23 protein-coding genes and 1 other RNA gene are annotated in these 23,177 nt (G+C 38.5%); 9 read left to right on the top strand and 15 right to left on the bottom strand.

Going from position 1 to position 23,177, the window contains the following annotated elements; all coding sequences use genetic code 11:
- Positions 1-33 precede the first annotated feature (33 nt).
- Positions 34-1,524 carry an MFS transporter gene (locus IO68_RS21865; RefSeq protein WP_023012935.1) on the bottom strand — a complete coding sequence of 497 codons (1,491 nt, stop codon included), beginning with the start codon at positions 1,522-1,524 and terminating at the stop codon, positions 34-36.
- Positions 1,525-1,650: 126 nt separating this feature from the next.
- On the opposite strand from IO68_RS21865, the gene IO68_RS21870 reads away from it, so the two are divergent.
- On the top strand, positions 1,651-2,235 hold the full coding sequence (locus tag IO68_RS21870) for a TetR family transcriptional regulator (protein ID WP_023012936.1): 585 nt from the start codon (positions 1,651-1,653) through the stop codon (positions 2,233-2,235).
- Positions 2,236-2,760 (top strand): GNAT family N-acetyltransferase, encoded by a 525-nt coding sequence (locus IO68_RS21875; RefSeq protein WP_031234729.1) that lies wholly within the window; start codon positions 2,236-2,238, stop codon positions 2,758-2,760.
- Here IO68_RS21875 and IO68_RS21880 read toward each other — a convergent pair.
- The 3 genes from IO68_RS21880 to IO68_RS21890 all read right to left on the bottom strand — a co-directional run bounded on the left by IO68_RS21880 (position 2,757) and on the right by IO68_RS21890 (position 6,401).
- A complete protein-coding gene (locus IO68_RS21880; protein WP_031234730.1) occupies positions 2,757-4,010 on the bottom strand; it encodes a serine hydrolase domain-containing protein in 1,254 nt (417 codons plus the stop codon). The two genes, IO68_RS21875 and IO68_RS21880, sit on opposite strands and share 4 nt — an antisense overlap.
- Before the next feature lie 78 nt (positions 4,011-4,088).
- Positions 4,089-4,943 (bottom strand): MaoC family dehydratase, encoded by an 855-nt coding sequence (locus tag IO68_RS21885; protein ID WP_023012939.1) that lies wholly within the window; start codon positions 4,941-4,943, stop codon positions 4,089-4,091.
- Between the two features lie 66 nt (positions 4,944-5,009).
- On the bottom strand, positions 5,010-6,401 hold the full coding sequence (locus IO68_RS21890) for a 3-oxoacyl-ACP reductase (RefSeq protein WP_004878773.1): 1,392 nt from the start codon (positions 6,399-6,401) through the stop codon (positions 5,010-5,012).
- A gap of 224 nt (positions 6,402-6,625) precedes the next feature.
- On the opposite strand from IO68_RS21890, the gene IO68_RS21895 reads away from it, so the two are divergent.
- Entirely contained in the window at positions 6,626-8,152 is a 1,527-nt protein-coding gene (locus tag IO68_RS21895) for an acetyl-CoA C-acetyltransferase (protein WP_004878771.1), read from the top strand.
- A gap of 274 nt (positions 8,153-8,426) precedes the next feature.
- Here the strand turns inward: IO68_RS21895 and IO68_RS21900 are convergent, their stop codons facing one another.
- The 4 genes from IO68_RS21900 to IO68_RS21915 all read right to left on the bottom strand — a co-directional run bounded on the left by IO68_RS21900 (position 8,427) and on the right by IO68_RS21915 (position 10,891).
- Positions 8,427-8,777, bottom strand: coding sequence for a hypothetical protein (locus IO68_RS21900; RefSeq protein ID WP_004878769.1), 351 nt, complete (start codon positions 8,775-8,777; stop codon positions 8,427-8,429).
- Between the two features lie 125 nt (positions 8,778-8,902).
- Positions 8,903-9,688, bottom strand: coding sequence for a glutathione S-transferase N-terminal domain-containing protein (locus IO68_RS21905; protein ID WP_004878767.1), 786 nt, complete (start codon positions 9,686-9,688; stop codon positions 8,903-8,905).
- A 12-nt stretch (positions 9,689-9,700) separates the two neighbouring features.
- A complete protein-coding gene (rraA, locus tag IO68_RS21910; RefSeq protein ID WP_004878765.1) occupies positions 9,701-10,213 on the bottom strand; it encodes a ribonuclease E activity regulator RraA in 513 nt (170 codons plus the stop codon).
- A 12-nt stretch (positions 10,214-10,225) separates the two neighbouring features.
- On the bottom strand, positions 10,226-10,891 hold the full coding sequence (locus IO68_RS21915; protein WP_023012940.1) for a nucleoside-diphosphate sugar epimerase: 666 nt from the start codon (positions 10,889-10,891) through the stop codon (positions 10,226-10,228).
- A 211-nt stretch (positions 10,892-11,102) separates the two neighbouring features.
- On the opposite strand from IO68_RS21915, the gene rpsT reads away from it, so the two are divergent.
- A complete protein-coding gene (gene rpsT / locus IO68_RS21920; RefSeq protein ID WP_004878761.1) occupies positions 11,103-11,369 on the top strand; it encodes a 30S ribosomal protein S20 in 267 nt (88 codons plus the stop codon).
- Between the two features lie 108 nt (positions 11,370-11,477).
- Here rpsT and IO68_RS21925 read toward each other — a convergent pair whose 3' ends face one another.
- The 3 genes from IO68_RS21925 to IO68_RS21935 form a co-directional block, all read right to left on the bottom strand.
- Positions 11,478-14,186: a M66 family metalloprotease gene (locus IO68_RS21925; protein WP_023012941.1), complete on the bottom strand. Its 2,709-nt coding sequence runs from the start codon at positions 14,184-14,186 to the stop codon at positions 11,478-11,480.
- A gap of 190 nt (positions 14,187-14,376) precedes the next feature.
- On the bottom strand, positions 14,377-15,108 hold the full coding sequence (locus tag IO68_RS21930; protein ID WP_023012942.1) for a histidine phosphatase family protein: 732 nt from the start codon (positions 15,106-15,108) through the stop codon (positions 14,377-14,379).
- A gap of 53 nt (positions 15,109-15,161) precedes the next feature.
- Positions 15,162-16,019 (bottom strand): 3'(2'),5'-bisphosphate nucleotidase CysQ, encoded by an 858-nt coding sequence (locus IO68_RS21935; RefSeq protein ID WP_023012943.1) that lies wholly within the window; start codon positions 16,017-16,019, stop codon positions 15,162-15,164.
- Positions 16,020-16,030: 11 nt separating this feature from the next.
- Here IO68_RS21935 and IO68_RS21940 point away from each other — a divergent pair, with 11 nt between their 5' ends.
- From IO68_RS21940 to IO68_RS21955, 4 genes are all read left to right on the top strand, one after another.
- Entirely contained in the window at positions 16,031-16,750 is a 720-nt protein-coding gene (locus tag IO68_RS21940) for an HAD-IA family hydrolase (RefSeq protein WP_023012944.1), read from the top strand.
- Complete coding sequence (locus IO68_RS21945; protein WP_004878750.1) at positions 16,734-17,162, top strand: RNA-binding S4 domain-containing protein; 429 nt, start codon at positions 16,734-16,736, stop codon at positions 17,160-17,162. Before IO68_RS21940 ends, IO68_RS21945 begins: the two co-directional genes overlap by 17 nt.
- Positions 17,163-17,322: 160 nt before the next feature.
- The gene (gene recA, locus IO68_RS21950; RefSeq protein WP_004878748.1) at positions 17,323-18,369 is read left to right on the top strand and encodes a recombinase RecA; all 1,047 of its coding nucleotides are present in this window, start codon (positions 17,323-17,325) and stop codon (positions 18,367-18,369) included.
- Positions 18,370-18,415: 46 nt separating this feature from the next.
- Complete coding sequence (locus IO68_RS21955) at positions 18,416-18,898, top strand: regulatory protein RecX (protein WP_019384159.1); 483 nt, start codon at positions 18,416-18,418, stop codon at positions 18,896-18,898.
- Between the two features lie 10 nt (positions 18,899-18,908).
- On the opposite strand, the gene ffs is transcribed toward IO68_RS21955, so the two are convergent.
- Positions 18,909-19,005: signal recognition particle sRNA small type (gene ffs / locus IO68_RS33555), an RNA gene on the bottom strand.
- A gap of 313 nt (positions 19,006-19,318) precedes the next feature.
- Here ffs and IO68_RS21960 point away from each other — a divergent pair.
- Positions 19,319-20,161, top strand: a complete 843-nt coding sequence (locus IO68_RS21960; protein ID WP_023012945.1) for a YbgF trimerization domain-containing protein — start codon at positions 19,319-19,321, stop codon at positions 20,159-20,161.
- Between the two features lie 59 nt (positions 20,162-20,220).
- On the opposite strand, the gene IO68_RS21965 is transcribed toward IO68_RS21960, so the two are convergent.
- The 3 genes from IO68_RS21965 to IO68_RS21975 all read right to left on the bottom strand — a co-directional run bounded on the left by IO68_RS21965 (position 20,221) and on the right by IO68_RS21975 (position 23,127).
- The gene (locus tag IO68_RS21965) at positions 20,221-22,092 is read right to left on the bottom strand and encodes a SurA N-terminal domain-containing protein (protein ID WP_023012946.1); all 1,872 of its coding nucleotides are present in this window, start codon (positions 22,090-22,092) and stop codon (positions 20,221-20,223) included.
- Between the two features lie 139 nt (positions 22,093-22,231).
- A complete protein-coding gene (locus tag IO68_RS21970; RefSeq protein ID WP_004878739.1) occupies positions 22,232-22,504 on the bottom strand; it encodes an HU family DNA-binding protein in 273 nt (90 codons plus the stop codon).
- 167 nt (positions 22,505-22,671) lie between these two features.
- Positions 22,672-23,127: a phasin family protein gene (locus IO68_RS21975; RefSeq protein WP_007480233.1), complete on the bottom strand. Its 456-nt coding sequence runs from the start codon at positions 23,125-23,127 to the stop codon at positions 22,672-22,674.
- Between the last annotated feature and the right edge of the window lie 50 nt (positions 23,128-23,177).

A 23,177-nucleotide genomic window follows, 5' to 3' on the forward strand; every position in this document is an offset into this window, starting at 1 on the left:
CCTTAGCTTGAATGATCAAACTAAGGGTAATCTTTACTCTTCAACAACAGCCACTTTCTTTGGTAAAGCCAACCAAATAAATATAGACAATATAAAAAACAGAAATGCAGCAACATTCAGAACAGAACGATGTGATTGACTGAATGCTTGTTTCGCAACATCAATGACTGTTTCAGCAAGCGCAGGCTGTAACTGTTTGACGACTTGCATCGCCTCTCCGATTGAACCACTCACCTGCTCAATGAATGCATGTGGCAACTCATTTGGAATAATAATTGAGTTGACATAAAACCATGAAAGCAGCAAACCGAAAAAAGCAATTCCCAGACCAGCACCCAATTCATATGCCATTCCTTCGATTGCTCCTGCTGCTGTCGCTTTACTCGGAGGTACAGAAGACATAATTGCTGAGGTAGACGACAATAATGCAATTTCCACACTTAAGCCCAAAACTACCATCCATGCCCAAGCCGATATTTGTGCATTCATAAAATCTGTATGCGCCAATCCCCATAAGCTAATCGCACTCATTAACATTCCAAGTGACGCAACTGAGCGTAGACCAAAGCGATTCACCAACAAACTTGCAATTGGCCCACCCAAACTAATGGCGATCATAAATGGCAAGATAAATGCGCCTGCCGCAAGTGGTGAAAGCTGATAAACAAACTGTAATTCTTGAGAAATTAATAGCTCAAATCCAACCAAAGCCATCATTGATAAAATGGCCATGATGACGCCTGTCGCAATCACAGGATGCTTAAACAATTGGATATCAATCATTGGAGCATCAGAAATTAACTGTTTACGTACAAACCCAACCAACAAACCCAGACCCACAGCAAAAATCAGTACCGACCAAATTGAAAAGCCATGCAGCACTGATTTAATGGCATAAATCATACTTAGAATAGCAACTACCAATACAATGGCTTGCAATAAGTTCAAGCTTTGTTTGGGTTGCCCTGTTTGCTTTGGAATCACAAAGACAGTTAAAGCAAGTACAGCAATCATAATCGGAACATTGATCAGGAACACTGATCCCCAATGAAAGTGCTCAAGTAAAAAACCACCAAGCAATGGGCCAAAGGCTGCGCCACCACCACCTACAGTCGCCCAAATACCCAAAGCAAAGTTACGCTCTTTCTCATCTAAAAAAGTATTGCGTACAGCGGATAAAGTCGCTGGCAAAATCATTGCTGCACCAACGGCGAGTAATGCTCTTGATGCAATCAAAGTCAAAGCTGTTGGTGAAAATGCAGCAGCTAAAGACGCTAGACCAAATAATAGACCACCAATAAGCATCAATCGTTTAAAACCAATGCGATCACCCAAGGCGCCCATTGGCAAAATAAGACCAGCCATAACCAGTGAATAAATATCAATGATCCACAACATCTCATTTGCTGATAGTCCAAGTGACTCACTCAATGTAGGTGTAGCGACATGTAAAACAGTTGCATCGATCGAAACAGGAAGATAGATCAATACGATGATTGCAAGAATTAACCACTTGCGTGACATAAATGCCTCTAAATTTTGGACAGATGTTCAAATTGGTGTAATTATAAGCAAAATTGAACACTTGTCCAACTTTAAAATATAAGTTAATTTGTATCTGTTTTTACAAAACGAGTTTTGGTCAGAAAAATGGCTTATTTAAATCGAGAACAACGCCGAGAGATGATTTTACAAGCAGCCATGCATGTTGCTTTAAATGAAGGATTTTCAGCGATGACTGTTCGCCGTATTGCAACCGAAGCACAAACCTCCACAGGACAAGTTCATCACCATTTTGCATCAAATTCTCACCTTAAAGCAGAAGCTTTTATCAAACTTATGCAACAACTCGATGAAATTGAAGACCAAGTAAATACTGTAAATTATTTACAACGTGTCTCTCTTTTATTGGGTTGTGAAAATATTGAGCAAATTCAACCTTATCTCCGTCTGTGGAATGAAGCTGAAATCCTGATTGATCAAGATTCAGAAATTAAATATGCCTATAATCTAGCAATGCAAGATTGGCATCGCTCAATTGTCCGAATGATTAATGAGGGTAAAAATCAAGGTGAATTTAACTTTGAGTCAGATAGCCAAGACATCGCTTGGCGATTAATTGCTTTTGTTTGCGGTCTAGAAGGTATATATAAGTTAGGGCTGAATGGTCTAAATGATGCAGACTTTAAACGCCATACCGAAGCTATTTTACAAGCAGAGCTATTTAGAAAATAGATGCAATACACATCACCAATATTACAAAGTTCAAGAGTCAATCTATTTGTATTTCAAATGGATGATCTAGTAGATATATACCCTTGTATTACCAAAACCTTAACTCGCTATATGGCTTGGGAACCTGCTGAAAATTTTGAAGCATTAGATCAAATTAGACAGCAATGGCTGCTAGCTGAATCAGAGAATACGGATTATCACTTTGTTTTACGGTGTAAAGAAACACATATTTTTATTGGTCTGATTGGTGTACATCGCACCCAAACAGCCACACCAGAACTAGGTCTTTGGATCAGAGACGACTATCACAATCAAGGTTTTGCCAAAGAGTCGATTTACGAAGTTTTCCGCTGGGCTTCTGAAAAAATACAAGCTAAATATTTTTTGTATCCCGTTGCCATTCATAATTATGCAAGTCGGAAACTGGCAGAGTTTTTAGGTGGTGTAATTGCAGATAAAAAGACTGAGAGGAAATATGACGCTGTCATTTATCATATTCCTCCGTATTTAGACCAATTAACTTAAAACCAGCCTTTTCTTCCTTTCAGAATTTCATCTGCACAACGTAAAGTTTCTTGGCTCAAGCCCCACAAACGATAATCACCTGTAGCCGAAGTAATATTAAAATTATGTGTATAAGCAAAGCTTAGTTCTCGCTCTGGATCACACCATGCACCTGAACCATTAAAACCAACATGACCGAAACCATGCGGCGCACGCTTACCCATTGTTAAAATACGGTGATAACCCAACCGCCAATGCATAGGAATTGGCATCACTCGATCACGAGTCTTGCTTTGTACGGTACTCAATTGTTTAAAGACTTCTGGACGAATCAGTTGTTGCCCCTGCCACTGTCCTTGATTCGCAAGCATTGCGTATACTTTTGCAAGGCTATTAGCAGTGAAAACACCATTTGCAGCAGGAATGATCGCTTGTAAACCCGCATCACTATAAAAACTAAAATTACGCATCCCTTTTGGAATCATCGCATCTTGGAAATCTTGTGGACTTTGCCCAGATAACTCTAACAATCTTTCTGATAAAGATGCTTTACGAGCGGCTTGAGGCTTTTGTACTTGCGGTTTTGCTTGAGATTGAGACTTAGGCTTCTCTAGTAACCGTGCGACACGCCCCAACTCCGAAGTTGGCGTACCAAAATATGCACCATCAAGTTCAAGTGGCTGTACAAGATAGCGTTGCATTAACCAACTTAAAGGCTGTTTTGCTGCTTTCTCAAGAACCCCACCAATAATCCAACCATACGTGAGCGGTTGATAAGCAAAGCTTTGTCCTGCTGAAAAGCGTGGTGTAGCAGCAGCCATAACATCTAGCATATGCGACCAATCCAACATTTCTGTTGCTGTCTCAATGGTATTTCGAATATCAAACAATCCGCTTTGATGAGAAAGTACATGACGGACTGTGACCCCTTGCTTGCCATTCTGTGCAAACTCTGGCCAATAGTGCGCAATCGGCAAATCATAATCCAAAATGCCTTCGCTCACTAAAATATGCGTGAGCGTGGCTAAAATTCCTTTTCCAGTTGAATAGCACATCGACAAAGTATCAGCTTGCCACGCTTCATTCTGAGATTTCTTACCTGTGAAAATATCAACAACTTTTTGGCCTTTGAAATACACCACTAAAGCCGCACCGCCTTGATGACTTCGCGCATCTTGTAAACGGCTAAATTGTGTTGCTAGATCAACAAAACGGTCATCAACATTGCCATGATAATTATGTGTGTCGGCAAATAAAATCTCTTTAATCAATGTATGCATCCTTATGATATTTATATTTTAAATATCCCTCTTGCGAACAAAAGGGATATTGAACATATGAATAATGGCTTAGATTGCTTTTACAGTACCCGCAACATGTGGCTTTTTAGATTTAACATTACGAATTAAAAAGTCAGTCTGCTTAGCATCTGTAGCAGTTAAAAATTCAACTTTTGAAGGTAAGTACATTGGTAACTTAAACCATACGTCTGCTTCATAAGCATCTGGAAGCTGCACATTTGCTAAAGCTTTTGCTTTGCTCCACATACCATGTGCAATTGCTTGTTTAAAACCAAAAGCTTTTGCAGTCACCGCATGAATATGAATTAAGTTGAAATCACCTGAAATCAACGCATAGCGACGGCCTGTATTTTCTGAAATATTCCATTCAGCCTGCGGTTGATAAGCGGGCTCTTGAGTATCTTTCGCTTTCTCAGCCGCTTTTTTCTCAACTTTCTGACGTGACAGATATGTTGTCAGGCTTTCCATCACAACTTCGCCACCGACCTTCGCCGTCGTAATGAAATCAAACTGTAAACCTTTATCATGTGGTTTCAGCTCACCAAACTTGCATGACAATGTGATTTGTTCATTCACACCGATTTTACGTATTTGTTTGATCTGATTGCGGATATGAACTAAACCTAAAATTGCAAATGGGAAAGCTTCGCTTGTCATCATATGCATTTGTAGGCTTTGAGAGAGTACGGCTAAATAGATCGCAGGCACAAAACCATCATTTTTAAAACCACAGATTTCGTTATAGCTTTCTAAATGCTTGGTATCAATTTTTAATGTATCCACCACATACTCAACTTGTGGTAATACTTTCTCGCCTTTTGGCTTTTTAAAAATTAAACCCTGAATAACTTTTGGATAAGCCAAATAAGGTTTTGGTAATTCACTAAAATGACGTGTGTTCATAATCAACCTTTTGATATTTTTTATAAAAAAGGGATGCACAAGCACCCCTCTTCAAAACCCTAATGCTTACGCACCTAATAAGCTTTGACCACATACACGAACAACGTTACCAGTAACACCTGTTGAACCAGTAGATGCATACCAAGCAATTGCCTCTGCAACATCTACAGGTAAACCACCTTGGTTCATTGAGTTCATACGACGACCTGCTTCACGAATAGCAAAAGGAATCGCAGCAGTCATTTGAGTTTCAATGAAACCAGGCGCAACAGCATTAATCGTAATACCGTTTTTCAATGTAGGCGCAGTAAATTTCACTAAGCCAATAACACCCGCTTTAGAAACAGCGTAGTTAGTTTGACCTAAGTTACCAGCGATACCACTGATTGATGATACACAAACGATACGACCATTTGCATTTAAACCATCATTTGATAGTAAGTAATCGTTAACGCGTTCGATTGCAGATAAATTAATGTTGATAACTAAGTCCCAAAGCTCTGGCTTCATGTTTGCCAAAGTTTTGTCACGAGTAATACCAGCATTGTGAACAATAACGTCTAAACCACCTTGTTTTGCAGCAGCAGTTTTGATTTTCTCGCCAGCATCCGCAGCAGTAATATCAATTGCCAATACAGAACCACCGATTGAACCTGCAACACGCTCAAGATCAGCTTGCTGTTGTGGTACATCCAAGCAAATTACGTGTGCGCCGTCACGAGCAAGTACGTTTGCAATTGCTTCACCAATACCACGGCTTGCACCAGTCACTAATGCAGTCTTACCTGCAAGTGGCTTCGCCCAGTCTAGATCAACAACGTCTGCTTTAGAAACACGAACCACTTGACCTGAAACATAAGCAGAACGTGGAGAAATTAAGAAACGTAACGTAGATTCAAGGTTTGCTTCTGCACCTTGGTCTACATAAACAACTTGAGCAGTGATACCCTTTTTGAACTCTTTACCAACTGATTTAATGAAACCTTCAAGCGCACGTTGAGCAATCGCTTGTTTCACTGTCTTTGCAGTTTCAGGCGTTGTACCAATTACAATTACACGACCAGAACTAGAAATCTGGCGAGCAATTGGGTTAAAGAAGTTATACAACTCTTTAAGTTGTTCTGAATCTTGAATACCAGAAGCATCAAATACAACTGCTTTAAATTTAGACTCTTTATCATCTGCATTTAAAGGACGAAGGTTTAAACCAACTTTCGCTGCGGTTTGTTGTAATTCAACATTATTACCCACATAGCTATCTGCATGGATATTGCTAAGAACCTGAGCAATAGCAGCAGAAATCGTGCTTGAAGGCGCTGCGCCAAGCAATACTGCACCATTCACAACAGGTTGAGCACTTTCAAAACGATCTAACGTTACTGGCGATGGTAAACCTAAATTTTTTACAACAAATTTACCCAAAGGCGATTGTGTAAATGCTTGGTATTGATCGGTCATGATTATTATCTCTCATACAAATGAATTTTTTACAAACACATGCATCATGTTAATCAAATTACATGAAATCAATGTTTGATTGACTCGTCATAAATCATACTTGAGTTCATGTTCTGATGTCTTGACCTGAATGTGGTCTACAGCGTCATTCTAGTCAATACAGCAATATTGTAAATATGGTATTGTTGTCACAAGAATATCGCAATTATGCTTGGAAAAGCCTTATGAGCAAAACAACTCAAGAAAATCCAGCAGTCGAGAATTCTGCTGAAGAAAATGTGTCAAATACATCAAAAGCAGCTTCTACTACACGTAAAACTGCTGGCACGACCTCTAAAGCAGCAAGCACGACACCTAAAACGACTCGTACGCGTGCTACTACTCGTAGTCCGAAAAGCACTGCTTCTTCTACATCTACAAAAGCAGCGCCAGCTAAAACAACCAAACCTTCTGTTCAACAGGATAAAACCATGAGCCAAAACACTGTTCGCCGTGTTGCCATTATCGGCGGTAACCGTATTCCATTTGCTCGTTCAAACGGCGCTTATTTTACAGCTTCAAACATCGACATGTTTACTGCTGCATTAAATGGTTTGGTTGAGCGTTTCAACCTACAAGGTCAACGCTTAGGTGAAGTTGTTGCTGGTGCAGTATTAAAGCACAGCCGTGATTTCAATATGACTCGTGAATGTGTATTGAATACTCAACTTGCTCCAGAAACTCCAGCTTGTGATCTTCAACAAGCTTGTGGTACTGGTTTACAAGCAGCATTCCAAGTTGCAAACAAAATTGCATTAGGTCAAATCGAAGTAGGTATCGCAGGTGGAGTAGATACTACTTCTGACGCGCCTATCGCGTTTGGTGATGGTTTACGTAAAGCTTTACTTGAGCTTAACATCGCTAAAACTGGTAAAGACCGTTTAAAAGCACTTTCTAAGATCAATGTTAAAGATCTTATGGATGCACCTAAAAATGGTGAACCACGTACTGGTTTATCTATGGGTGACCATCAAGCAATCACTGCGCTTGAATGGGGTATTGCTCGTGAAGATCAAGACGCTTTAGCTGCTTCTTCTCACCAAAAAATGGCAAAAGCATACGAAGAAGGTTTCTTCGATGACTTAATTACACCATTCTTAGGTTTAAGCCGTGACAACAACTTACGTGCTGACTCAACTGCTGAGAAATTAGCGAAGTTAAAACCAGTATTTGGTAAAGGTGAAGCTGCAACAATGACAGCGGGTAACTCTACTCCTCTTACTGATGGTGCTTCATGCGTACTTTTAGCTTCTGAAGAATGGGCTAAAGCAAATGGTCACGAAGTTCTAGCTTACTTAACGTTCTCTGAAACTGCTGCGGTTGATTTCGTTGGTAAAAAAGAAGGCTTATTGATGGCACCTGCTTATGCAGTTCCACGTATGCTTGAACGCGCTGGTCTTAAACTTCAAGATTTTGACTACTACGAAATTCACGAAGCATTTGCATCACAAGTTCTTTCTACATTGAAAGCTTGGGAAGATGAGAAATTCTGTAAAGAGCGTTTAGGTTTAGATGCACCTTTAGGTTCAATTGATCGTAGCAAATTAAACGTTAAAGGTTCTTCTTTAGCTGCGGGTCACCCATTCGCTGCGACTGGTGGTCGTATCATCGCGACTGCTGCAAAAATCTTAAACCAAAAAGGTTCAGGCCGTATCTTAGTTTCGATCTGTGCTGCTGGTGGTCAAGGCGTAACAGCAATTATTGAAAAATAATTACTAGCTAGACTCAAGAGGGATTAAATCTTTGGATTTAGTCCCTTTTTTATATTCTGAGTTAAAAAAATTCACCCTTCTAAATCTAAACCATCATTTACTATCATGGTTGGCGGCATGGACGCCGCCTTGTTGGACTGCGGTAACAGGGATGTACCGTCAGTCCAACAAAAGATTTTGGTTACTTTTCATCTCTGAAAAGTAAAGGTAAAGACAGCCTATCTAGTTATCGTAACTATGAAAATATATTTATTAATTCAGGCTTGAAACCAAACTATCTAGCTCTTTTAAACTTCACATAATAATCATTTAAAACTTTAATCGCTTGCTTCAACTGTTTAAGATTTTCTTCTGTATTCCCCAACCGCTCAACAAAACGCTGTGAGTGTATTTCTAGATCGATCTTTTCATTAATTTGCGGTGCAATCCGAAATAGCTTTTCGAGATCGTCAAATCGATCTAACTTTCGGTTTGAGAAATATTCCAGACGGAATCCCAACTCATTCAAAACGATGCCTTTATAAATTGCACCACGACTATCAAAAACCAAGTCATTTTCTTTAAGGAATAGCTGTTCAGGTGTTTCCTTTGAACTTTTGAATAAGTTAGTTAGTTGGCTTAACATATGATCTATCTATACAGCTTTGCTTTGATGACTTGCTTATTAAAACGATAAAGTACCCATTGATGCAAGCTAACAATCAATCAGGAATAAAAAAGCACCCTTAACGGATGCTTTTCTAAATCAGGTTAACCATATTGTTTTTTCAAATAATCAACAATCTTAGCCGACTCAAACATCTTCACGCCTGTGTTTGGATCAATTAAAAATGGAACTTGAATATCACGCCCCATAATTTCAACAACCTTTTCACGCTTACCATTCGGTAATGGAATATATTTACCTGGTTTTAAGCGTAGAATGGCTGGTCCCATATCTTGCCAACGCTCCTTAGGCACATTATGCAGAACATATGGAATTTCTAATTCACATAAAGCTTCACGCACTAAACGCGTATAAGGACTCGCTTCAAAGCTCCACAGCTCTAACAGTTGCTCTGGTGCTGCTCGATCAATAATTTTCTTATTGATCCATACACCACGTGCTGCATTCGCAACTGAAGCCAAGGTCGAAACATAAGGTAATTTAGGATAATGGCTGTATTTCTTAGGGGTCTGCCCTGTTTTACCATAATGTTTAAATAAATGATGAATAATATCTTGTGATTCATAAAGTTGATCACCTGTATTTTCATCAATTAAAAATGGAAATTGTCTTTTTCCACCTTTGCTCTTTACAATTTGTCGATATTTCTGACCGCCTTTAGGACATGGATAAATCTCCACATCTAAGTTCAATAAGGTCACTACTTCTCGAACTCGACGGCAGAATGGCGAACCTTCAAATTCATAAAGCTTTAAAGGTTTTGTTGGTTGTTGAGGAAAAGGCGTACCTGATACACCTCGCCCACCCTCAATGATACTCGCAACCACAGATTGTAAAACTTTAAATTGATGATTCACCATTTTCAGCATATCGCTAACCCTTTAGCAGTCGACTAATTTTTCTTTCGCAATCACAATTCCGTTATTATCTGCATAGATATAATCACCAGAACTGATTGTCACACCACCAAAATACAATGTGATATCAACTTCACCTATGCCTTTACGATTACTTTTTTGTGGAATTGCAGCCAATGCATGTACACCTAAATCTAGTTCCGCAATCGCATCTACATCACGCACACAACCATAGATCACAACACCATTCCAGTGATTTTTCACTGCTGATTCCGCAATCATGTCTCCCATCAATGCACAACGCATGGAAGCACCACCATCAACAACAAGTACCTTACCCGTACCGTCAGTTGCCAATAATTCTTTAACACGAGAATTATCTTCAAAGCACTTTACAGTCACAATTTGGCCACCAAAAGTTTTACGAGCACCATAACTCTTGAAGAACTTCCCATCTAAGCATGGTGTTACGACTTGTAAATCTTTTTCAGGGTTATCATCTAACAAATCACAAGTTACGAAAGATACTGTTGTCACTGAGCTTCTCCATTATCGAGTTTGTTGTATCATTAAATTATCAAACAGTTTAAATGCGGCAGTTTGTGTTTGGGCTGCAACTAGCATAGTATGCGCCAATTGCTCTGCGGTTACAGGCTTATATTTAAACGGCTTAGTCCATGCTTGTTCTACAAGTTTAAATGCTGTTTGTGCCATATCTTCCAGAAAACGCACATCACTTCGCTTACCAATCAATAATGATGGTTGAAAGATTGACAATTTATATAGAGATAAACTTCTGAGGTAATTTTCTAATTCACCTTTAACTTTATTATAGAAAATTGGTGAATTTGCACTCGCTCCCAAAGCACTAACGACCAATAAGTGAACATCTTTATCTTGAAGTAAATCAGCAAAATGAGCATTCATTTCATAGTCAATCGCATAGAATGCTTCTTTTGAACCTGCTTGTTTAATCGTGCTACCTAAACAGCTAAAAGCATGCGTATATGCATTCACGTCTTCATCGTTTAATAACAAAAAATCTTCTAAGACAAATTGAGTAACTTTATTATAAGTATCTAATGCATCAGACTTTTTACGCACCACGGCAGTTATCGCACTGAATTCTTCAGACTGTTGCAATTGCTCTATTAAAGCTTGTCCAACCAATCCTGTAGCATCTATTACAATCGCTTTTTTATCACCTGTTTTCATTTTTATTTCATCCAAGTTATAACTAGGCTTAATGTAACGTTTTCTTGCAACATAATCACCTGTTAAATGCACTTAAAAACATTACAAGGCTTGACTTCGATGCTTAGTTTCATCAAAATATGGCACTTGTTTACGGGCTGGTGAATGTTGCCAATATTTTTGGTTTTAACTTCAGCCCGCCCAGACCAACTTATTTTCAAGGAGTGCACGAGTGGCAAACTCTGCTCAAGCTAAAAAACGTGCTCGTCAAAACGTTAAAGCACGTAAACACAACGCAAGCTTGCGTTCTATGGTTCGTACTTACCTTAAACGTACAGTAAATGCGATCGCTGCTGGTGATTATGCTGCTGCTTCAGAAGCTTACAAAACAGCTGTACCTGTAATCGACCGTATGGCTGATAAAGGCATCATCCACAAAAATAAAGCTGCTCGTCATAAGAGCCGCTTAAATGCTCAAGTTAAAGCGTTAGCTAACTAATTTGAAGCAAATAAAAAAGCCCGATTTTCGGGCTTTTTTATTGTCTACAGTTTTTCGTATTACAAAAATTAGAAAGAGGTAAATTGTTTACCTCCTCCCTTTTGAATTTTATGGATTAACTGTGAATACTTTAGAAGATAACGCCAAGTTCTTAGTCGTTAAACCTGAAAGTATTAAGCTATTATTCACAGATGGTATCGTCCATTTTTGGTTCGTGCCAGCAGTGCATCTATAACGAATCAAACGCGCTCTATTATTGGTAAGATAACCACCTTCTAAATCAAAACATTGATTCGATTGCTTAATCGCTTGAGCACTTACATCTGTAACCCAAACTTGATTAGCTTGATTATTATCACAAGGCATTAAATTAATTACATTACCGGAGGTTGTTGCCAAACAATGATCAATGTATTGTTTACTGTGTATTTTCCCTAGAGCATCATAAACCCATTTTTCAGAGCCATCTCCAACACATCCAGTAGCACCACTAATAAATCCATTCAATTGCCCGCTTTCAAGTCTCTCAGCTTTCAAACAATTGGTTCGATTCATCAAACTCACTGCTGAGTCTAAATTAAAATCATTTTTTAATTCGAGTTTATCTAGGAATGTATGGAATGCATCCAAGGCATCAACATTCATATCTATTAGATCAGCTCGATACACATTCATCCAGCGGTTCAAACGATAAAGCTTCGTTTGCTGTTGCGTATAACGATTCATTTCAGTTTGCGCATCAGATGAAAGCTGGTTTTTAAATTTCTGGTAAGAATCAAATAACAACTTAGCATCTGTTGAAAGACTAACAACTGGTTTAGCTTTGTTCCCAACTAGCGCTTGTTCAAGCACTGGAAGCTCAATTTCTTTTAATGCAGAGTAACCAGCTTCCTCACCAATCTCAACAAATGGTGCAATCGGTGTATTATTCGCAGGAATGCTCATTGTAGAGAGTAATACTGCATTTTCATTGGCTTTTCGACAATACAAATTAACTTGTTGAGGTGCTTCACTTTGGGCAATATTGATATGGAACTTATTGGCATTACTATTGCTATTCATACGCTGAGGTGCAAGCGCAATATTTTGTGTAGTTGATGCGAACTGAACATTGAGCCAACAGTTTGCCGTAGTTGCATTAGTATTAACTTGAGGCAAATTAAATACATTCCCCCAATTCCCTTTCGCAGCAGGATAAATTAAACCAATCTGATTCACAGGATCATATCCACCTAGAATCGTATAAACAGGAACACCAAATAATCTTGGTTTTAAATAATTACCATCTGCGCTGTTGTACCAAACATTTCCAGAGTTCGGTACTTTTGGCTGAGCAACTTCCATTACTCGTGTGGTCGCGTTCCATTTTTTATAACCAGTTGGTGAGTTTTTATCCCATACATAGCGATCAAAAGCTGGCTGTATTTTTAAATAGGTACTATAACCTGTGTAGTGCGTATATTTAGAGATGTTACTTGCTGTTGCTCCACCAGACATTACATCCCAACCATAAGCATATTTGTTTAAAAAGTTTGGAACACCGTTACTGCCATCACCTAAATTTGTTGCCGTCCAGTTTAGATTGCCTCGCATTTTATTTCTAAATGCAATATATCCCCAGCCACTATCTGCATGATGTGCAGCCCAAAACATATTATTACCAACTGAACCAGGATAGTGCCCTAACCCATAGTGATGACCAATCTCATGGCTAAATTCATTACCTATAGAATCAATCAAAGTTAGCATACCATTGCCACCGCTCAATCCGTGCGAAGCCTCTCCATTGCTGTATTTACCGCGAGCATGATGTGTAACTACACTTTGAGTAAGTTGTGGCTGTTCTTGACTTGCCATTGAAGCACTTGTAATTCCCCAATTGGCTAGGTTTATACCCACACCAAAAGTTGATTTAGCCGTATTTTCTCGCATGTCACCACTATAAACATCGCCAGTAGTTGCACTCACAGTGTCGTAAATGACACCACTTGCGACCATGACTTTTTCTAATTTTAAATCATCATATTTTGTGACAATCATTCGCGCAGCTGGAATCGTCTGAAAATAATCTGTTCCCGCTTTTGCTGGTTCTAACAGCATATAGTGACCATTTGATTTAGGCGGATCTGTCAATAAACCTAATCGAATGTTTTGCAGCACTAATTCGCCTGGAGCAGCAAAATCAATATCATTCTCAGTCAAATCGCCTGTACGATTATTTAATGGATCCAGAACTCGAATATGTAAACCCGCCTTAACCTCATCCCAATTCAAAGGTGCACTCCAAGCACGTTTTGAATAGCTTACAGGAGGTCGACCATCGCTATTTGATTGATCAGATGCAGCCAAACGCGATGGCTCCTCTAACTCAACGGTTCTCAGTAATTGATTACCCTGATAAATCTCAGCCATTAAGGTCTTTACATCCCCCATTTCAGTCAATGGTGTGACTAACAATAAAGCCTCTTTATCCGTTGTTAAACGTGGCATGTAATCTTTTTCATTATTCTTAGGATTAACTACATGACTTTGACCAAATTGAATCATCGCAGCAAAGCTACCATTCAAATCATTTCTTAATGAGCGTGACTGTCCTAATTTATCGTAATCATAAAAGCCCAGAACATTATCATCGATTACATCCTTTGTTGGCTCTGGATATTTCTCAGCTACAGGCGGAGCAGGATTTTCTGTACTGCCTGTCCCTATCGTATTATCTCCTGAAGATTCCGAACCACCACTATTACCACCTCCACCACAAGCAGTAAGCATAATAGTGAAAATACATACAGATAAATGTTTGAGTTGCAATTGCATCACATTTCCCCAAAAAAATTACAATGAATTATCAGTAATGATAAATTATGATTATTAGTTAAAGTTAATAAAAATCATATATTTATAATAATATCACCTTTAATTTAAAGATGAAAAAATATATTCAGAATATAATAAAATATCTAAAATAAAATGAATGACTAAAATTAATTTAAACCCAATTGTTCTTTTAATTATCTTTAAAATCTTTAATTAATAGTTCTTGTTTTTGCCCACGCCAAATCCATTTCAATTTACTATTAGCAAAATCCTCACCTTCAAACCAAACAAATAATCCCTCCATCATATCTGGCCAATCCGCTTTATCAATTTGGTTTTTGCCAGAAATCACTGCAACTATCGCCGCCAAAATCGTATCGTGACTGACAGCTAAACTTAATCCTTTTTGTTGTGACGGATGCGTGTGATATAGCAATTCGATCACATCAAAAACACCTGTAATTGGATGCTTCATTCCCGGTAAGGCATTATTCACAAAACTATTAATAAAACCCAATGCACCTTGTTTACGAAAATAAGGCGCAGCTTGTTGAATATCCAATACAAAGCTTCCTGGTTCAACCAACAAACGTTGCTCAACTATTTCAATCGTATGTGTATTTGAAGCTTTGTGTGCATCATCAGCCCCTTCAATCATTAAAGCGGCTGTATCGACACAACGCTGAATTGGACTAGAAATACAATGATGGATGGCGCGATCCGTATTTTGTATTAAATACTGCCCCCATGCATAAGCAAGATCTCGACCTTGCTCTGTAAGCTGAAGATCATAACCAGCAAAACCCTGCCCATTCACCAATTCACGTAAAGAGTGGCGTGTAAATAAAGTGACTGGCGTAGAAGCATCAGGCAACAAGTCGACTGCTTCAAACATACTTTTGGGCAAAAGGTGTAATGCCATAATATTTATAAATGATGAAAATTTATTTCACTATACCATGCGTGAAATAACTCTCAATCTAAAATACCCGAATGCGTTAAAGCATCATAAGCAAGATCTTTGCAATATTGATCTTTAAATGCGATAAACCCCCCATTAAGTACGGTATCTCTTTGATTGTATAGAAATGGTTTACCCTCTAAAGTCAACAAACCACCACCAATACTTTCTAACAATGCTTGCCCTGAACTCGTATCCCACTCAGAAGTTGGATGAAAACGTGGATAAATATCAATTTCACCTTCTAACATCATACAGAACTTATAAGCACTGCCCGCTTCGCGGCGAGTGACATCTCTTGATTTTAAAATCGGATCAATGAAATTTTGATATTTAGGGTTTTTACTATTATGACTTAAGCCAATTTGAATCGGTGTATTAACCAAATGCTCTTCAACTTGATATTGAAACCATTGTTGTTGACTAAAACTATATTTATAAGGGCGTTGAGAAGTGTAGCCAATATACATCACTTGCTCACACGGCACTGCGATGATTGCAAATGTAGTCAAATGCCCATCAATTAAACTTAAATTAATTGTAAATTCATCACGCTCATGAATAAATTCTTTCGTCCCATCTAATGGATCAAGCATCCAACATTGTGGCCATGCCTTTCGAGCTGAATAATCACTTTCTTCAGAGAGTACGGGTAAGGTTGGTGTCACTTCAGCTAAATGCTTCAATAAAAAGCGATTCACTTTCAAATCTGCTTGCGTTACTGGTGAATCATCACTTTTTTCCTGAATATTAAATTCGCAACCTGCACAATAACTTTGGTATTCTTCCAACAATATTTGACTTGCCTGCGCCATAATCGGAACAAGTTGAGAAATTAACGGATCTTGTGGCGCAAGCGTTTTTATAAACATAGACTAACCTTATGTCATATTCAGATTTACAGCAGCAGCCGATTGCCATGTTCGACATGGATGGCACATTACTCGATTTAGCCTTTGATGATTTTATTTGGAATCATTGTTTGCCCGAACGACATGCTCAAGTCCACCAATGCAGTCTTGAACAAAGCCAGCAGACACTATTTCAATTCTACCAACAGCATAAGCATACACTATCTTGGTATTCTTCGGCGTACTGGACTGCTAAAGTTGGGGTTGATGTACTGCAACTTCAATATGAACATCGTGAGAAAATTGCTGCACGCGCTGGCTGCCATCAACTGCTAGAACAACTCAAAGCGAAAGGTTATCGCTGCTGGTTATTGACCAATGCAGATCGAGCTGGACTGCAATTGAAACTTGAAAATGTCGAACTCAGCCCTTACTTTGAAGTTATGATCAGTAGTGAAGAATTGGGATATGCCAAAGAAGATGTTGGATTTTGGCAAAAGCTTCAACAGCTTCACCCTTTTGATCCAGTGAAAGCTGTATTTATTGATGATACCGTTGCTGTCTTAAAAGGTGCTGAAGCTTTTGGTATTTCTAAACTTGTAAGCATTCTACAGCCATCAAGTAGTAAACCAAGTAGAAACGTAAACGAACTCCCATATCCTGCACTCAATCATCTAACTGAATTATTTGACTATCTTGAGTCCAACAATCTCGAGACCAACCTACAGGTAACAGATGCCAAAACAGCATGAACCAGACAGCATGGAAAGCATGCGTATTGATAAGTGGCTTTGGGCGGCTCGTTTCTTTAAAACACGCTCCATTGCCAAAGCTGCGATCGAAGGCGGTAAAGTCCACCATCACAATGATCGAGTTAAAGTCTCTAAAGAAGTTCGAATAGGAATGGAACTGACCATCCAGCAAGGCTTCGAAAAAAAGACCGTAGTGATTAAAGCATTATCTGCCGTTCGTGGTGGCGCTCCTATTGCGCAACAACTCTATGAAGAAACACAAGAAAGTATTGCGCGTAGAGAGTTGCATGCATCACAGCGAAAAATGCATAATCTAGCTCGACCAGATCATCGACCAAGTAAAAAAGATCGTCGTGATATCAATCGTTTTAAGCAGGAAAATGTACAATCATGGTCTTATCATGATGAGTGAATTTCCCTACTTTCAGGTGCGTCATTTTGTGTCGCAAAGACACAGATCAGATGTAGAATAAACAACTAGAATCTGCCACTATACCCGAGTCCCAACAAGTTGAGATTCAATACATCCACTTGGGTTAGTCGTTAAGAATATAAAGTTTTGAGGTTTTGAGATGGATGATAATAAAAGCAAAGCGTTACAAGCTGCGTTAAGCCAAATTGAGAAGCAATTTGGTAAAAACACAGTGATGCGCTTGGGCGATAACACTGTACAAGCAGTTGAAGCTGTTTCTACAGGTTCATTAACACTAGATATCGCATTAGGGATTGGCGGATTACCTAAAGGCCGTATCATCGAAATTTACGGTCCTGAATCATCAGGTAAAACGACCATGACATTACAAGCGATTGCTCAATGTCAGAAAAATGGCGGTACATGTGCATTTATTGATGCAGAACATGCATTAGACCCAGAATATGCACGTAAGTTAGGCGTAGATATTGATAACCTCTTGGTTTCACAACCTGACCATGGTGAACAAGCGCTCGAAATCGCAGATATGCTGGTGCGTTCTGGCGCAATTGACCTCATCGTTGTCGACTCTGTTGCTGCATTAACCCCTAAAGCCGAAATTGAAGGCGAAATGGGTGATTCACACATGGGCTTACAAGCACGTTTAATGAGTCAGGCATTACGTAAAATTACCGGTAATGCAAAACGCTCTAACTGTATGGTGATCTTCATTAACCAAATCCGTATGAAAATTGGTGTGATGTTTGGTAGCCCAGAAACCACGACTGGTGGTAACGCACTTAAATTCTATGCATCTGTACGTTTAGATATCCGTCGTATCGGTCAAGTAAAAGAAGGCGATGAAATTACAGGTAACGAAACACGCGTTAAAGTTGTAAAAAACAAAATGGCGCCTCCTTTCAAAGAAGCTGTATTCCAAATCATGTACGGTAGAGGGACTAATCAGTTAGGTGAACTGGTTGATCTCGCTGTTCAACAAGATATCGTCCAAAAAGCTGGTGCATGGTATTCATACCAAGGTAATAAGATTGGACAAGGTAAAAATAATGTAATTCGTCATTTTGAAGAAAATCCTCAAATGGCTCAAGAAATTGAGAAGCTGATTCGAGAACAACTTCTCACCAAAAACAAGCCAGCCGAAAATACAGATATTGAAGAAGAAGAACCAGACTTTTTAGAAAGCTAAGCTGAAACGCCCTTCGGGGCGTTTTTCTTTCATGAGGAAATAAAACGTGTTTAATACTGAAAAATCAGAAAAACCCAAAACGCTTACAGGTACAAGACTACGCTCTTACGCCTTTGCACTTCTTACTCGCCGTGATTACTCCCAAGCCGAACTGAGCAATAAACTCAATCAATATGCAATTAATCCTGATGAGGTTGCAGAGTTAGTTGCAGAATTAGCACAGCAAAACTATCAAAGCGATCAAAGAGTCGCAGAACTTACCCTAGCAAGCCAATTGAGAAAAGGTAAAGGGCTACAGCGCATCAAACAGGCTTTAAAAGCGAAAGAATTAGATGAAGAACTGATTACAGAAGAATTAAAAGAAGTCGATTGGTCAGAACAAGCGTATCAGCTTAAAGTTAAAAAATTTGGTATAGATATCGCAAAAGATCCAAAAATCAAAGCTAAGCAAATTCGCTTCTTACAATATAGAGGATTTAGTATGGATGCGATAATGAAAGCGATTGCTCGAACGAGCGAAGAAGAATAGCTGGTGGCAGCCCTACCAGCAAGACTTCGGCACATCATAGTTCTACTACCGTTGCTACCTTCCGGTCCTGGCGGGGTTCATAGAGTACAATTGCGAAGCTACCAGCAGGGCTACCATTGCCTGACAAAGTATAGAGATTTTTAGACCACTTGCAAGTCTTGTAACTGTTTTTAATTAAGTTTTCTATTCAACTGTCTAATTCCTCATCAAAATCTAGATTTTTTTATTACAGCCGATTAAATATGAATAAATTATAAACAACAAAAACTAAATCCCTTCAAAAGTGCTTGAAGATTGTAAATGCTTATTGCATTTAAATGAGTTGCTGTTTTAATGACTAAAGTAAAATACATATCAACATGCCACAAGCTCAAAAGCTTGCTTGTATCGCTTATTTTTCAACATTACGGATGAGTTTTCATGCTAAAAAAGCATTCTGTACTTTTCATGGCTCTGCTTAGCAGCGCGCATTTGTATGCCAATGTTCCTATTGAGTCTAGAGCTTTAAGCCAACAAATTGCTGACAATACAAATGCTTCACCTGTTGCGACGAATTTAAATTGGGATCTAATCCAAAAGAACCAAAAGCTTGAAGAGGAAGTCCGAAAGTTACGTGGTCAGCTTGAAGAGCACGAAAATGCAATCGACCAACTCAAAAAAGAACTGACAAATCGCTATACTGATTTAGATCAACGCTTAGAGTTGCTATCACAAAAAATCGATCCACCGGAAGAAAATACTGATCCAGAAAATGCTTCTAGTGAACCAACAACAAATACCACAAATCAGGTCGCTCCAGTAGCAAATACACAGCAGACAGCGCCAATCACACCAACACCTGTGCAAACACCAGTTGTTCAACCACAAGCAAACAATAGCGTAAATAATCAAATAGAACTCGAAAAAGCTGCTTATACAGTTGCTTTAGATGCATACAAACAAGGTGGTGCTAAAAATGCAATCCAGCCTATGCAAAACTTCATCAAAAACCATCCAAATGGAATATATGTCGGTAATGCGTATTTTTGGCTAGCAGAGTTTTATTTGGCTGTTGAACCTGTTGACTATAAAGCAGCTAAACAAAACTACAATATCGTTGCTACACGTTATCCAAACTCAGCGAAAGCGCCACGGGCTGTTTATCAACTTTATAGTATTGCTAAAGAAGTCGATAAAAATGCAGCTTTAGCAGGTCAATATCGCACAAAGTTACTGACTCAATACCCACAATCTGAAGAAGCAAAGTTTATTCAGAAAAAATAAAAATAGATCAAAAAAAGCCAGTTCAAATTGAACTGGCTTTTTTTATGCAAAGATTAAACTTATTTAATCTTTGCATGTGATTTTAAGTATTCAGTGTAATCTTCTAATATCTGCTGACCGCGGAACTGTTGATAAAGTTTTGTCAACTCAGTCAATTGTTCTTGTGGTAGTTCACTAGCAACATTCGCATTCACATTTGATACAGCTACGATAACCAATTCATTTGGTAATTTCGCAGTAGTTGCTGACCACATCCCTTCTTTCGTCGGAGCTGGAATACTGAAAGCCGCTCGTTCAATTTCACGTTTTAAACCTTGAGAACGAACAAATACGCCTGCATTTTCAAAAGTCACATTAGACTTAGCAACAACTTGCGCTGCTGGCTGTGTTTTAAAGTCTGCCAAAATTGTAGACATCTTCGCTTTCGCAGCTTTATATGCTTTATCTTCAATAACTTTAGCTTTAACTTCAGCTGTCGCTTGAGCTAACGGCTTAATACCTGCTGGATGATAATCACGAACTTTGATCCAGATCGTATCACCATTAGCTAATTGAATATTTGATGACGCATTACGATCACCATTCTTCACATCATCACTAAAGATTTTAGCTTTAACATTTAAATCACTTAAATAAGGATTTTGCGTTGTCAAAGTTACACCTTTTGCTGATTCAACGCGTGCAGCTTTTACTTCTTGTACCACAGCATCAAGTGAGTCACCACCGACAACCATTTCATTTAAGTTATTGACAGTATCGCTGAATAAATTAGCTGATTTTGTTTTTTCAACTTCAGCTGTCAAACGCGCTTTTTCAGCTTCAAATGAAGGAATAGTCACTGTCTGTGTATTTGCTTCGATAATGTGATAGCCATACTGAGTTTTCACAGGCTTTGAAACTTGACCATTTTTCAAAGCATTTACAGCATTATCAAAATCAGTAGAGAAAATACCAGGTGCATAAGCATCAACCAAACCGCCCTGATCTTTCGAACTCGGATCTTCAGAGAATTGAGCTGCTGCTTGAGTAAACGTCATGCCAGCTTGAATTTTCGCATAAACATCATTCGCAAGTTTTTGTGCTGCGGCAGCATCACGAGTATCCGTCGTAATTAAAATATGCTTCACTTCACGCTTAGCATCTTTTTGCTGTTTTTCAACAAAAGCTTGATAGGCTTGCTTTAAATCAGCATCAGTTACAGCTAAGTTTGTTTGTGGCAACAATGAAGGTGTTAAAACAACATAATCAACATCGACTGCTGCAACTTGCTTAAACTCACCTTTATGCTTGTTGTAGTAATCTGTGATTTCCTGATTAGACGCAGTTAAACCTTTTTTATATTCATCCAGTTTGATGCTTGCTAGATGCAAAGTACGTTGCTCAGTTTGCAAGTTAGCCAATTGTTGTAAATCAGACTTACTTACTAATGCATAGTCCATCAACGTTGATGAAATCATTTTCAATGCATGGTCTTGACGTAAGCTTGCAAGCAAACTTTGATTGGTCATGCCTACTGAACGTAAATAGTTTCCATAAAGTTGCTCAGAGAACTTCCCGTTTTCTTGGAAACTTGGTTGTTGAGCCAACATTTGTTCAAGTTGAGCATCGCTTAATGAAATACCTAACTTTTCAGCTTGCTGTTGCAATAAGGCACGCGTCACAAGCGCATCTAAAGCTTTGTCTTGAATAACTGGTAGATTTAAAAGTGACTCATCACCTTTAACCATAGATAAATACTGATCTTTATAATTCTTGGTTGCACTTTCTAATTCTTTATTAGAAATATCTTGACCGTTGACAGATTTCGCAACATCTGCCTTATTGCTACCACTAAAATATCCCTCAATACCTACAAGCGCTAAAGGAGTCAAAAACAAAACTAAAAGGACTTTGCCAAGCCAACCCTTAATGAGTGTACGAAAAGATTCCATAAGAATTCCAATATTTTATTTCGGAGCAATTTTAACTGAAAAATAAAAGCGAATGAATGCAGAATAAGGATCAAACTCACTTTTTCATTCATTAAATAAAAAACGCACCCGAAATGGTGCGTTTATTGATTTAAAAAGATTACGCAACTGAATCTTTTAAACCCTTACCTGGTTTGAAACTAGGTACTTTGCTTGCTTTAATTTGAAGCTCTTCACCAGTTTTTGGATTACGACCAGTACGTGCAGCACGTTCTTTAACGCTAAAAGTACCAAAACCAACTAAAGTAACCGTATCACCCTTTTTAAGTGCTTCAGTGATTGACGCAATCGTTGCATCGAGTGCCTTACCAGCATCCGATTTAGATACTCCCCCTTTTTCAGCAATCGCATCAATTAATTCTGATTTATTCATGATAAAAAATATCCTCTTAATATCGTTTGTTAAGATCCAAGGCTATAGTTTAAAAGGCCATGACGCCTTTATAGCAATGCTTTAGGGGAGAACGCAATACTAGAAAGGCCTTTTAGCAAAAATAAATACTGAAATACGACATAAACGGACGAGTGCCAACGATTTTTTTACTTTTTATTCAATTTGGCTTTTAACTGGTTATTTTCTTCAATTAAAGCGTCCACTTTAATGTGAAGTTGCACTAAAAGTTGCTCAATATGTTGAAGATCCTTTGGTGTCACTAAACCAATGCGATTTAAAGAGTGATTTACACCAGTATCTAAAATCTTTTCAACTTTATCTTTGGTATCTGTAACAGACTCTTTGGCTTTCTCAGTGACCTTACCAACTGTGTTATCCGCAAAATCAACTGTTTTTGATTCTAACTCTTCGCCGACCTTGACCAATGAGTCGAATAATTTATTTCCTTCCTCTTCAGCACGAGAAAAAGCACCTAAACCAGCTAACCAAATTTGTTGTGTATACTTCTTGAAATCAAGCGCAGATTTTTTAGAACTCTTTGATTTTGTCTTAGTTTTTACCTCAGTTTCTTCACTCGAATTTTCTATATTTGAGTTATCCATAGAACCATGCTCCTAAGCACTTTACAAACAGTATGTCGTATTTAACCATA

The organism is Acinetobacter sp. COS3 (assembly GCF_000475335.1).
GTDB classification, from domain to species: domain Bacteria; phylum Pseudomonadota; class Gammaproteobacteria; order Pseudomonadales; family Moraxellaceae; genus Acinetobacter; species Acinetobacter venetianus.

What these genes read in the sequence shown, in the direction of transcription:
- IO68_RS21925 (WP_023012941.1), bottom strand. Translation starts at nt 14,186, where the DNA reads ATGCAATTGCAACTCAAACATTTATCTGTATGTATTTTCACTATTATG.
- IO68_RS21930 (WP_023012942.1), bottom strand. Translation starts at nt 15,108, where the DNA reads ATGGCATTACACCTTTTGCCCAAAAGTATGTTTGAAGCAGTCGACTTG.
- IO68_RS21975 (WP_007480233.1), bottom strand. Translation starts at nt 23,127, where the DNA reads ATGGATAACTCAAATATAGAAAATTCGAGTGAAGAAACTGAGGTAAAA.
- IO68_RS21865 (WP_023012935.1), bottom strand. Translation starts at nt 1,524, where the DNA reads ATGTCACGCAAGTGGTTAATTCTTGCAATCATCGTATTGATCTATCTT.
- IO68_RS21870 (WP_023012936.1), top strand. Translation starts at nt 1,651, where the DNA reads ATGGCTTATTTAAATCGAGAACAACGCCGAGAGATGATTTTACAAGCA.
- IO68_RS21970 (WP_004878739.1), bottom strand. Translation starts at nt 22,504, where the DNA reads ATGAATAAATCAGAATTAATTGATGCGATTGCTGAAAAAGGGGGAGTA.
- IO68_RS21940 (WP_023012944.1), top strand. Translation starts at nt 16,031, where the DNA reads ATGTCATATTCAGATTTACAGCAGCAGCCGATTGCCATGTTCGACATG.
- IO68_RS21935 (WP_023012943.1), bottom strand. Translation starts at nt 16,019, where the DNA reads ATGTTTATAAAAACGCTTGCGCCACAAGATCCGTTAATTTCTCAACTT.
- IO68_RS21905 (WP_004878767.1), bottom strand. Translation starts at nt 9,688, where the DNA reads ATGCTGAAAATGGTGAATCATCAATTTAAAGTTTTACAATCTGTGGTT.
- IO68_RS21960 (WP_023012945.1), top strand. Translation starts at nt 19,319, where the DNA reads ATGCTAAAAAAGCATTCTGTACTTTTCATGGCTCTGCTTAGCAGCGCG.
- IO68_RS21895 (WP_004878771.1), top strand. Translation starts at nt 6,626, where the DNA reads ATGAGCAAAACAACTCAAGAAAATCCAGCAGTCGAGAATTCTGCTGAA.
- IO68_RS21965 (WP_023012946.1), bottom strand. Translation starts at nt 22,092, where the DNA reads ATGGAATCTTTTCGTACACTCATTAAGGGTTGGCTTGGCAAAGTCCTT.
- IO68_RS21900 (WP_004878769.1), bottom strand. Translation starts at nt 8,777, where the DNA reads ATGTTAAGCCAACTAACTAACTTATTCAAAAGTTCAAAGGAAACACCT.
- recA (WP_004878748.1), top strand. Translation starts at nt 17,323, where the DNA reads ATGGATGATAATAAAAGCAAAGCGTTACAAGCTGCGTTAAGCCAAATT.
- IO68_RS21915 (WP_023012940.1), bottom strand. Translation starts at nt 10,891, where the DNA reads ATGAAAACAGGTGATAAAAAAGCGATTGTAATAGATGCTACAGGATTG.
- IO68_RS21890 (WP_004878773.1), bottom strand. Translation starts at nt 6,401, where the DNA reads ATGACCGATCAATACCAAGCATTTACACAATCGCCTTTGGGTAAATTT.
- IO68_RS21885 (WP_023012939.1), bottom strand. Translation starts at nt 4,943, where the DNA reads ATGAACACACGTCATTTTAGTGAATTACCAAAACCTTATTTGGCTTAT.
- IO68_RS21945 (WP_004878750.1), top strand. Translation starts at nt 16,734, where the DNA reads ATGCCAAAACAGCATGAACCAGACAGCATGGAAAGCATGCGTATTGAT.
- IO68_RS21875 (WP_031234729.1), top strand. Translation starts at nt 2,236, where the DNA reads ATGCAATACACATCACCAATATTACAAAGTTCAAGAGTCAATCTATTT.